The organism is Serratia sp. SSNIH1 (assembly GCF_002935055.1).
Taxonomy (GTDB): domain Bacteria; phylum Pseudomonadota; class Gammaproteobacteria; order Enterobacterales; family Enterobacteriaceae; genus Serratia; species Serratia nevei.
Genome location: NZ_CP026383.1, coordinates 1850835 through 1861952, shown reverse-complemented (window position 1 = coordinate 1861952; position 11118 = coordinate 1850835). Strand labels below are relative to the sequence as shown.

Annotated in this window: 10 protein-coding genes; 7 read left to right on the top strand and 3 right to left on the bottom strand. The window is 62.4% G+C overall.

Features of this window, described 5'->3' with window-relative positions:
- Positions 1-9: 9 nt before the first annotated feature.
- Together fbpC and C3F38_RS08960 are read left to right on the top strand one after the other, a co-directional pair.
- Entirely contained in the window at positions 10-1056 is a 1047-nt protein-coding gene (gene fbpC, locus C3F38_RS08965; RefSeq protein ID WP_038879845.1) for a ferric ABC transporter ATP-binding protein, read from the top strand.
- A gap of 248 nt (positions 1057-1304) precedes the next feature.
- Entirely contained in the window at positions 1305-1571 is a 267-nt protein-coding gene (locus tag C3F38_RS08960) for a hypothetical protein (protein WP_004939738.1), read from the top strand.
- Positions 1572-1612: 41 nt separating this feature from the next.
- Here C3F38_RS08960 and dusC read toward each other — a convergent pair whose 3' ends face one another.
- The 3 genes from dusC to rhlE form a co-directional block, all read right to left on the bottom strand.
- On the bottom strand, positions 1613-2545 hold the full coding sequence (gene dusC / locus C3F38_RS08955) for a tRNA dihydrouridine(16) synthase DusC (RefSeq protein WP_049295196.1): 933 nt from the start codon (positions 2543-2545) through the stop codon (positions 1613-1615).
- Between the two features lie 84 nt (positions 2546-2629).
- Positions 2630-3589: a D-2-hydroxyacid dehydrogenase family protein gene (locus tag C3F38_RS08950; protein WP_055316125.1), complete on the bottom strand. Its 960-nt coding sequence runs from the start codon at positions 3587-3589 to the stop codon at positions 2630-2632.
- 114 nt (positions 3590-3703) lie between these two features.
- Complete coding sequence (gene rhlE, locus C3F38_RS08945) at positions 3704-5071, bottom strand: ATP-dependent RNA helicase RhlE (protein ID WP_038870893.1); 1368 nt, start codon at positions 5069-5071, stop codon at positions 3704-3706.
- Between the two features lie 297 nt (positions 5072-5368).
- Here rhlE and cecR point away from each other — a divergent pair, with 297 nt between their 5' ends.
- The 5 genes from cecR to C3F38_RS08920 are packed head-to-tail and all read left to right on the top strand — an operon-like array spanning position 5369 to position 11087.
- Positions 5369-6067 (top strand): transcriptional regulator CecR, encoded by a 699-nt coding sequence (gene cecR / locus C3F38_RS08940; RefSeq protein ID WP_038870895.1) that lies wholly within the window; start codon positions 5369-5371, stop codon positions 6065-6067.
- 18 nt (positions 6068-6085) lie between these two features.
- Positions 6086-7072 (top strand): secretion protein HlyD, encoded by a 987-nt coding sequence (hlyD, locus tag C3F38_RS08935; protein WP_038870898.1) that lies wholly within the window; start codon positions 6086-6088, stop codon positions 7070-7072.
- Between the two features lie 8 nt (positions 7073-7080).
- Entirely contained in the window at positions 7081-8817 is a 1737-nt protein-coding gene (locus C3F38_RS08930) for an ATP-binding cassette domain-containing protein (protein ID WP_055316124.1), read from the top strand.
- Positions 8814-9968 carry an ABC transporter permease gene (locus C3F38_RS08925; protein WP_048232980.1) on the top strand — a complete coding sequence of 385 codons (1155 nt, stop codon included), beginning with the start codon at positions 8814-8816 and terminating at the stop codon, positions 9966-9968. The genes C3F38_RS08930 and C3F38_RS08925 overlap by 4 nt, the downstream gene beginning before the upstream one ends.
- 12 nt (positions 9969-9980) lie before the next feature.
- Entirely contained in the window at positions 9981-11087 is a 1107-nt protein-coding gene (locus C3F38_RS08920; protein WP_055316123.1) for an ABC transporter permease, read from the top strand.
- Positions 11088-11118 lie beyond the last annotated feature (31 nt).

Here is an 11118-nt window from a genome sequence, read left to right as displayed (position 1 = left end):
GAGCCCATGATGAGCCAGAAAAATTTCGTTGAACTGCGCAACGTCTCCAAACGGTTCGGCAGCAACACGGTGATCGACAACATCACGCTCACCATCCCTCGGGGGCAGATGGTGACGCTGCTCGGCCCTTCCGGCTGCGGCAAGACCACCATTTTGCGCCTGGTCGCCGGGCTGGAGAAACCGAGCGACGGGCAGATATTCATTGATGGTGAAGACGTTACCCATCGTTCCATCCAGCAGCGTGACATCTGCATGGTGTTTCAGTCTTATGCCCTGTTCCCGCATATGTCGCTGGGGGAAAACGTCGGCTATGGGCTGAAGATGCTCGGCATTCCGCGCGCCGAAGTGAAAGCGCGCGTGCAGGAAGCGCTGGCGATGGTGGATCTGGCGGGGTTCGACGATCGCTATGTCGATCAGATCTCCGGCGGTCAACAGCAGCGCGTGGCGCTGGCGCGCGCGCTAATCCTCAAGCCGAAAGTGCTGCTGTTCGACGAGCCGTTGAGCAACCTCGACGCCAACCTGCGCCGCAGCATGCGCGAAAAGATCCGCGAGCTGCAAAAGCAGTTTGATATCACGTCGCTGTACGTCACCCACGATCAGAGCGAGGCTTTCGCGGTCTCAGACACGGTGCTGGTGATGAACAAGGGGCACATCATGCAGATAGGCTCGCCGCAGGATCTCTATCGGCAGCCGGCGTCGCGCTTTATGGCGAGCTTTATGGGGGACGCCAACCTGTTCCCGGCCGGCTTCAGCGCGGACTATGTCGATATCAGCGGCTATCGCCTGCCGCGCCCCGCGCACTTTGCCACCGAAGGCGCCGGCACGGTGGGCGTGCGGCCGGAAGCGATCACGCTGAGCGAGCACGGCGAGGAAAGCCAGCGCTGCGTGATCCAGCATGTCGCCTACATGGGGCCGCAGTATGAAGTCACGGTGGCGTGGCATGGGCAGCAGATTTTACTGCAGGTTAACGCCACCCGCCTGCAGCCCAACGTCGGTGAACATTATTATCTGGAAATTCACCCCTACGGCATGTTTATGCTGGCGGACGCGGCATAATAGGCATCACTCTTTAGCGTTAGAATAACGGTCATTCCGCATGGAATGGCCGTAAATAGCCGCCAAAAAAAAACCGTATTTATCTATTTTTACAATTCCACCCAAGTCCTTGTTCAACCGAGAAATAAATATATCCGCATTCATTGAAAAATAACATCCAAGGCAACCAAGGGTGATATTTTTATTTAGATGGGGTAAGCTTAATCCCGCAGTCGAAATTATTTAACGGCCAACTCAAGGAGAAATTCATGAGCAACAATGCAAACGCACAGGCGCAGCTGGATAATTTACGCAACGTCGCTTCCCAGCTGAAGGAAATGCGCCACTATGCGCAGGCGAATACCGAGACGCTCTCCGCACACTGGCTGGCCTTCGATCAGGGGGAATGCAAAAATAAGGCGTTCGCCGAAGCCATTAACGACCTATTGAATAAGCAGGGCGCCTGCCTGGAAGGGCTGGAAAAAACCATTCAGGATATCGAGATAGAATTGAACCGTCTCGACAAAGCCGCCTGATAATACCGATTTAAATAAACCCGCCGCGTGCGGGTTTATTTTTAGCTACGGCAGATGACGCGCGCAATATCCCCTGACGTCGTCAGCGCGCGTATTTCGCTAAACAGTTCGGTGGCTTCGTCATATTCTTTGCGCAAATAGCCCAGCCACTGTTTGATGCGTGCCACGTGATACAGGCCGGTGTCGCCCTGCTTTTCCAGATGGACGTATTTTTGCAGCAGCTCAACCACCTGCGGCCAGGGCATGCGCGGTTCGTTGTACTTCACCACCCGGCTCAGGTTCGGCACGTTGAGCGCGCCGCGCCCCAGCATGATGGCGTCACAGCCGGTCGCCTGCAGGCAATCCTGCGCGCTCTGGTAATCCCAGATCTCGCCGTTGGCGATCACCGGGATGCTCAGCCGTTGACGGATCTCGCCGATCGCCGCCCAGTTGATGCGATCCGCCTTGTAGCCGTCCTCTTTGGTGCGGCCATGCACCGTCAGCTCGCTGGCGCCCGCCTGCTGCACCGCATCGGCGATTTCAAAACTGCGGTTGGAGGAGTCCCAGCCCAGGCGCACCTTCACCGTGACCGGCAGATGGGCCGGCACCGCCGCGCGCATCGCTTTGGCGCCCTGGTAGATCAACTCCGGATCTTTGAGCAGCGTCGCCCCGCCGCCGCTGCCGTTCACCAGCTTGGACGGGCAGCCGCAGTTGAGATCGACGCCGTAAGAGCCCAATTCCACCGCGCGCGCGGCGTTCTCCGCCAGCCACTGCGGGTACTGCCCCAGCAGCTGTACGCGCACCAGCGTGCCCGACGGTGTGCGGCTGGCGTGGCGCAGTTCCGGGCACAGCCGGTAGAACGATTTGGCCGGCAGCAGCTGATCGACCACGCGCAAAAATTCGGTGATGCACAGATCGTAGTCGTTCACGTCGGTGAGCAACTCACGCACCAAAGAATCGAGAACGCCCTCCATCGGAGCCAATAATACGCGCATGACCAATCCCAGCTAAAAAAAGACCCGCAATGATACGGGTGAATGCCCGCGCCAGACAAGCCTCTGCGGGCATTAAAAGCGCCGTCAGCCCAGCCGGCGGATCGGTTGGCCGGCGAGGAACGCCGCAATGTCCTCGACCGCCTCGGTGAAGTAGGCGCGGTAGTTGTCGTCCGCCACGTAACCCACATGCGGCGTCGCCAGCACGTTGGGCAGTTGACGAAACGCATCGTCGGCCGGCAGCGGCTCCGTCTCGAACACGTCCAGACCGGCGCCGGCGATCTTCCGCTGTTGCAGCACGTCCACCAACGCCGCCCGATCGACGATCGCCGCACGCGAGGTGTTGATCAGGTAAGCGGTGGGCTTCATCGCCGTCAATTCGTCGCGCCCCACCAGCCCGCGGCTGCGATCGCTCAGCACCAGGTGGATGGAGACAAAATCGCTCTGCTCGAACAGCGCCCGTTTGGACGGCGCCAACAGGGCGCCCTCCTGCGCCGCCCGTTCCGCCGTCAGGTTCTGGCTCCAGGCCAGCACCCGCATGCCGAACGCCTGCGCCACCCGGGCCATCTGGCCGCCGATCTTGCCCAGCCCCACCAGCCCCAGCGTTTTCCCCTGCAGGGTGACGCCGAGATCCCGCTGCCACGGGCCGTTGTTTTGCAGCCCGACGCTTTCCGGCACGATATGCTTCGCCAACCCGAGCAGCAGCGCCCAGGTCAGCTCCATCGGCGCCGCCGACCCGCTGCTGGTGCCGCACACCACGACGCCGCGCTCGGCGGCGGCGGCCAAATCGATAGAAGCGTTGCGCATGCCGGAGGTGATCAGCAGCTTCAGCTTCGGCAGCCGCGCCAGCAGCGAGGCGGTCATCGGCGTGCGCTCGCGCATGATGACCAGAATGTCGCACTCCTGCAGATGCACCGCCAGCTCCGTTTCATCGGTAAAGTGCGCGCTGATGGCGGACACCTCCACCCGATCGGCCAGCGCCGACCAGTCCGCCATCTTGAGCGCCACCTGCTGGTAATCATCGAGAATTGCGCACTTCAATTTCATCTCCGTCTCCTGGAATGTAGGGTTAGCCACCGTCCAGCCTAGTACGAAAATGCCGTTCCGCCAGGCAAAAAAAAAGCCGCCCGTATCGGCGGCTTACTCTTTGAGCAATCAGGCTTATTCAGCCGGTTTGCGGTTGCGTGGGCGGCGCGAAGCCGGTGCGCCGGAACGGCGCTGGCCATCACCCTGCGGGCGGGCGTTACCGTTGCCGTTGCCGCGGTTTTCACGCTGGCCGCCGTTCGCGTTGCCGCTGCGCTGACCGCCGCCGTTACCGGAACGCTGGCCACCGCCGTTGCCGCGCCCGCCACCCTGGCGGCCGTTGATGATCGGCTCGGCCTTGATGGTCGGATCCGGATCGTAGCCCGGCAGCGCAATGCGCGGAATTTCACGCTTCAGCAGACGCTCGATGTCGCGCAGCAGCTTGTGCTCATCCACGCACACCAGCGAGATAGCTTCGCCGGTGCGCTCCGCGCGGCCGGTACGGCCGATGCGGTGCACGTAGTCTTCCGGCACGTTAGGCAGCTCGTAGTTCACCACGTGCGGCAGCTGGTCGATATCCAGGCCGCGCGCCGCGATGTCGGTCGCCACCAGCACGCGGATGCGGCCGTCTTTGAAGTCGGCCAGCGCACGGGTACGGGCGCCCTGGCTCTTGTTGCCGTGGATCGCCGCTGCGGTGATGCCGTCTTTGTTCAGCTGCTCCGCCAGGTGGTTGGCGCCGTGCTTGGTGCGGGTAAACACCAGCACCTGCTTCCAGTCGCCTTCGCCGATCATCTGCGACAGCAGTTCCCGCTTACGCTTCTTGTCGACGAAGTGCACGCTCTGCTCGATCTGCTCAGACGCGGTGTTGCGGCGCGCCACTTCTACCGAAGCCGGGTTGTGCAGCAGCTTGTTGGCCAGCGCCTTGATGTCGTCGGAGAAGGTCGCGGAGAACAGCAGGTTCTGACGCTTGGCCGGCAGCTTGGCCAGCACGCGGCGGATGTCGTGGATAAAGCCCATGTCCAGCATGCGGTCCGCTTCGTCCAGCACCAGAATTTCGATTTTGGACAGGTCAACCGCGTTCTGATGTTCCAGATCCAGCAGACGGCCCGGCGTTGCCACCAGGATATCGACGCCGCCGCGCAGCTTCATCATCTGCGGGTTGATGCTCACGCCGCCGAACACCACCAGCGAACGCAGGCGCAGGTGTTTGCTGTAGGCATCGACGTTTTCGCCAATCTGCGCCGCCAGCTCACGGGTTGGCGTCAGGATCAGCGCGCGCACCGGGCGACGGCCCTTGACCGGATGGTCATGCTTGCTCAGCAGCTGCAACAGCGGCAGGGTAAAACCGGCGGTTTTACCGGTGCCGGTCTGGGCGCTGGCCATCAGGTCACGACCTTCCAGCACGACAGGGATAGCCTGACGCTGAATCGGCGTCGGTTCGCGATAGCCCTGTTCTTCAACAGCGCGCACAATTTCAGCACTTAAGCCGAGGGTTTCAAATGACATAAAGAGAAAAACTCCAGATCCCCCCTAACCTAACGGTGTTCGGTGCAGTTTCCTGGGAGGATGATCAGACGGGGCATTAAGCATGACCACGAGGGATTGGCACAAACTGCAGTGCACCAGGCGGCGATTGTAACAGAAGTCGCGCAATAAAAAGCACTTTTACGCACCCAGAGCACAATCTGCCGTAAATTCAGCATTGTCTGAAGCCGATCACATAACTCATTGTGATTAGCGGTTGCGTTTTAAACAATCTGGCATAAAGTTAATCATATGATTGATTAACTTCGAGCGTGACCCATGCCAGCTTCCGTCCCTCATCAGGCCGCCGGCCGAGCGCGCGGCGAGCAAACGCGCCGGCAGCTGCTCGCCGCGGCGACCGAACTGTTCGGCGAATGCGGCCTGCAGGGCGCCACCACCCGCGACATCGCCCAACGGGCCGGCCAGAATATCGCCGCCATCACCTATTACTTCAGCTCCAAAGAGGGGCTGTACCTGGCCGTGGCGCAGTCGCTCGCCGATTTCATCCAGCAGGCGTTCGCCCCGCTGGCCGACGAAGTCGATCGCTTCTGGCAACAGTCCGCCGCGCAGCGCTCACCCGACGCGGCGCTGCGTTTGCTGCAGCGTGGCCTGCTGGCCTTCAGCGAACTGATGACCCAGCCGCACACGCTGAACCTGAGCAAAATCATGTCGCGCGAACAGCTCGCCCCGACCGAGGCCTACCCGCTGATCCACAGCCAGGTGATCGCGCCGATGCACGCACGGCTGTGCCGCCTGCTGGCGGCCGCGACCGGCATCGACGACCAGGCGATCCGCCTCGTGCTGCATACCCATGCGCTGATCGGCGAGGTGCTGTCGTTTCGCGTGGCGCGCGAAACCATCCGCCGCCAGGCCGGCTGGCAAGAGATTGGCGAGGACGAAGCGGCGCAGATCGGCGCCGTGCTGAGCGAACATATTGAGATTCTGGTTACCGGGCTGCGCCAACGTCACGGCGCGTAAATTCAGGCAGGGAGTGTTATGAACAAAAAATGCAGTGCCTTGATCGTGTTGTTAATTCTGCTGATCGCGGCCGCCGCTTACGGGGTATGGCATTACCAACAACAGCAGGATAAGCCGCTGACGCTGTACGGCAACGTCGACATCCGCACGGTGAACCTCGGCTTTCGTGTCGATGGCCGCCTGGCGTCGCTGACGGTGGATGAAGGCGATGCCGTTCAGCCGGGCCAGCTGCTCGGCAAACTGGACGACGCGCCCTACCGCAACGCGCTGCAGCAGGCCGAAGCCAACGTCGGCAGCGCGCACGCCAAGCTGTCGCTGCTGCAGGCCGGTTACCGCAGCGAAGAGATCGCCCAGGTACGGTCGGAAATGGCGCAGCGCCAGTCCGCCTTCGCCTACGCCGACAGCTTCCTGAAACGCCAGCAGGGGCTGTGGGCGAAAAACGCCACCTCCGCCGACGCGCTGGAGGATGCGCGCACCGCCCGCAATCAGGCTCAGGCCAACCTGCAGGCGGCGAAAGACAAGCTGTCGCAATACCTCAGCGGCAACCGCCCGCAAGAAATCGAACAGGCCAAGGCCGACGTGGCGCAGAGCGAGGCGGCGCTGGCACAGGCGCAGTTGAACCTGCAAGACGCCACGCTGGTCTCCCCTTCCGCCGGCACGGTGCTGACCCGCGCGGTGGAGCCGGGCACCATGCTCGGCGCCGGCGGCACGGTCTTCACCCTGTCGCTGACCCGGCCGGTGTGGGTGCGCGCCTACGTCAACGAAACCAGCCTGAACCAGGCGGTGCCCGGCACCGAACTGGAGATCTACACCGACGGCCGTCCCGACAAGCCTTACCACGGTAAGATCGGTTTCGTCTCGCCGACCGCAGAATTCACGCCGAAAAGCGTTGAAACGCCGGATCTGCGCACCGATCTGGTGTACCGCCTGCGGGTGATCGTCACCGACGCCGACGACGCGCTGCGCCAGGGCATGCCGGTCACCCTGCGCTTCGCCAAACCCTGAGGCCGGCCATGCAACAGGCGCACACCATTGAGCTGGAAGGGCTGGAGAAGCGCTTCCCGTCGCTTGAGAAACCGGCGGTCGCCAGCCTGACCACCACCCTGCGCAGCGGCGCGGTGATCGGGCTGGTCGGCCCGGACGGCGCCGGCAAAACCACCCTGCTGCGCATGCTGGCCGGGCTGCTGCAGCCCAGCAGCGGCAAACTGCGGGTCGCCGGGCTGGATCCGATCGCGCAGGATCGTCAACTGCACGCGATCCTCGGCTACATGCCGCAGAAGTTCGGGCTGTATGAGGATCTGACGGTGATGGAGAACCTGACGCTGTACGCCGATCTGCGCGGCGTCACCGGCGATCTTCGCCGCCAGACCTTCGAGCGGCTGTTGAAATTCACCGATCTGACCCGCTTTACCGAGCGCCTGGCGGGCAAGCTGTCCGGCGGTATGAAGCAGAAACTCGGCCTGGCCTGCACGCTGGTGGGCGAACCTCAGGTGCTGTTGCTGGATGAGCCGGGCGTCGGCGTCGATCCTATCTCGCGCCGCGAGCTGTGGCGCATGGTGCACGAACTGGCCAACGACGGCATGCTGATCCTGTGGAGCACGTCTTATCTCGATGAGGCCGAACAGTGCCGCGAAGTGCTGCTGCTCAACGAGGGCGAGCTGCTGTTCAGCGGCGCGCCGCAGGAACTGACCCGCCGTATGGCCGGGCGCACGGTGTTGATCGCCGCGCCCCCCGGCAGCCATCGATCGCTGCTGCAGCGGGCGATCTGCCTGCCGGCGGTCACCGACGGGGTGATCCAGGGCAAGTATCTGCGCCTGATCCTGAAGGAAGGCGAAGATCACCGGCAGCTGTTGCAGGCGCTGGACCTGCCGGACGCCGAACTGGACGAAGCGGATCCGCGCTTCGAGGATGCGTTTATCGATCTGCTCGGCGGCGGCCCCAACCACCGCTCGGCGCTGGCGGAGATCATGCCGACCGTCAACGGAGCAAGCGGTGAAACGGTGATCGAAGCGGTGCAGCTGACCAAAAAATTCGGCGACTTCGCCGCTACCGATCACGTTGATTTTCAGGTGCGGCGCGGCGAAATTTTCGGCCTGCTCGGGCCGAACGGCGCCGGTAAGTCCACCACCTTTAAAATGATGTGCGGCCTGCTGATCCCCTCCAGCGGTAAGGCGCTGGTGCTGGGGATGGATCTCAAGACCAGCTCCGGCCAGGCGCGCCAGCGCCTCGGCTACATGGCGCAAAAATTCTCGCTGTACGGCAACCTGACGGTGGCGCAGAACCTGAAGTTCTTCTCCGGCGTCTACGGCCTGAGCGGCAAGGCGCAGCGCGACAAAATCGACGAGATGTCGCGCGCCTTCAACTTCGCGCCGATCCTCGATCAGACGCCGGACGCGCTGCCGCTCGGCTTCAAACAGCGCCTGGCGCTGGCCTGCGCGCTGATGCACGAACCGGATATCCTGTTCCTCGACGAACCGACTTCCGGCGTCGATCCGCTGACGCGGCGCGAGTTCTGGTTGCACATCAACGGCATGGTCGACAAGGGCGTCACGGTGATGGTGACCACCCACTTTATGGACGAAGCGGAGTACTGCGACCGCATTGGCCTGGTGTACCGCGGCAAGATCATCGCCGCCGGCACGCCGGACGATCTCAAACAGCAGGTGGCGCGCGACGACAATCCCAACCCCTCGATGGAGCAGGCGTTTATCGAGCTGGTGCAGGGTTACGATGAGGAGGAATCACGGTGAGCGATAACCGAACCCCAATCGACGACGGCGGCTTCTCCTGGCGCCGGCTGCGCGCGCTGTGCCTGAAGGAAACGCGGCAAATACTGCGCGATCCCAGCAGCGGCCTGATCGCCTTCGTCATCCCGCTGATGCTGCTGTTTATCTTCGGCTACGGCATCAACCTGGACTCCAGCAAGCTGCATCTGGGCATTCTGATGGAGCAGCAGAGCGAAGACGCGCGCGATCTGGCCCAGGCGTTCGCCGGCTCGCCCTATATCGAACCAACCATCAGCGACAACCGCCAACAGCTGATCCAGCAGATGCAGGCCGGCACGATCCGCGGCCTGGTGGTGATCCCGGTGGATTTCGACCAGCGCATGGCGCGCCCGCACGACAGCGCCCCTATCCAGATCATCACCGACGGCAGCGAGCCGAACACCGCCAACTTCGTGCAGGGCTATGCCCAGGGCGTATGGCAAATTTGGCAGCAGCAGCGCGCCACCGATCGGGGGAACAGCGACAAACCGCTGATTGACGTGCAGATGCGCTACTGGTTCAACCCGGCGGCCATCAGCCGGCACTACATCATTCCCGGCGCCATCACCATCATCATGACGGTGATCGGCGCCATCCTCACCTCGCTGGTGATCGCCCGCGAATGGGAGCGCGGCACCATGGAGGCCCTGCTGTCTACCCAGGTGACGCGCAGCGAGCTGCTGCTTTCCAAGCTGATCCCTTATTACTTCCTCGGCATGGCCGCCATGGCGCTGTGCATGGCGGTGGCGGTCTGGGTGCTCGGCGTGCCCTATCGCGGTTCGCTGCCGATCCTGTTGCTGATCAGCAGCCTGTTCCTCGCCAGCACCCTCGGCATGGGCCTGCTGATCTCCACCGTCACCCGCAATCAGTTCAATGCGGCGATGGTGGCGCTGAACGCTGCCTTCCTGCCTTCGATCATGCTGTCCGGCTTCATCTTCCAGATCGACAGCATGCCGGCCATCGTGCGCGCGGTGACCTACATCATTCCGGCGCGCTACTTCGTCAGCACGCTGCAAACGCTGTTCCTGGCGGGCAACGTCGGCACCGTGCTGCTGATCAATCTGCTGTTCCTGATCGCTTCCGCCGTGGTGTTCATCGGCCTGACGGCCTGGAAAACCCAGCGCCGGCTGGATTGAGGAGAAAGAGCGATGTTTCATCGTCTGTTGACGCTCATCATCAAGGAAATGCAGGCGCTGCTGCGCGATCCGCAAACCCGCGCCATTTTAATCATGCCGGTGATCCTGCAGGTGCTGCTGTTCCCGTTCGCCGCGACGCTGGAAGTCACCAACGCCACCATCGCGGTCTACAGCGAGGACAGTGGCCAAGCCTCAGTGGAGTTGACCCAGCGCTTCGCCAAGGCCAAGGCCTTTCAACACGTGCTGCTGCTGCGCAGCCCGCAGGAAATAAAGACCACCATCGATAACCAGCGGGCGCTGCTGCTGATCCGCTTCCCGGCGCAGTTCTCGCGCGATATCGCCGCCGGCAACACCGCGCCGCTGCAGCTGCTGCTCGACGGGCGCAACTCCAACAGCGCACAGATCGCCGCCAACTACGTGCAGCAGATCGTGCAGGAATATCAGAACGAGCTGCTCGGCAACCGCGCCAAACCCAACAACAGCGAGCTGGTGGTGCGCAACTGGTATAACCCGAATCTGGACTACAAATGGTTCGTGGTGCCGTCGCTGATCGCCATGATCACCACCATTGGCGTGCTGATCGTCACCTCGCTGTCGGTGGCGCGCGAACGCGAACAGGGCACGCTGGAACAGCTGCTGGTCTCGCCGCTCACCACCTGGCAGATCTTTATCGGCAAGGCGGTGCCGGCGCTGATCGTCGCCAGCTTCCAGGCTACCATCGTGCTGTTGATCGGCATCTTCCTGTACCAGATCCCGTTTGCCGGATCGCTGCTGCTGTTCTATGCCACCATGCTGATCTACGGGCTGTCACTGGTCGGTTTCGGCCTGCTGATCTCGTCGCTGTGCGCCACTCAGCAGCAGGCGTTCATCGGCGTGTTCGTGTTCATGATGCCGGCGATACTGCTCTCGGGTTACGTCTCGCCGGTGGAGAATATGCCGGTGTGGTTGCAGGATCTGACCTGGGTCAACCCGATACGCCACTTCACCGACATCACCAAGCAGATCTACCTGAAGGACGCCAGCTTCGACATCATCTGGCACAGCCTGTGGCCGCTGCTGGTGATCACCGCCACCACCGGCAGCGCCGCCTACGCGCTGTTCCGCCGCAAAATCGCATAAAAAAGGCTCTGCATGTCACATGCAGAGCCTG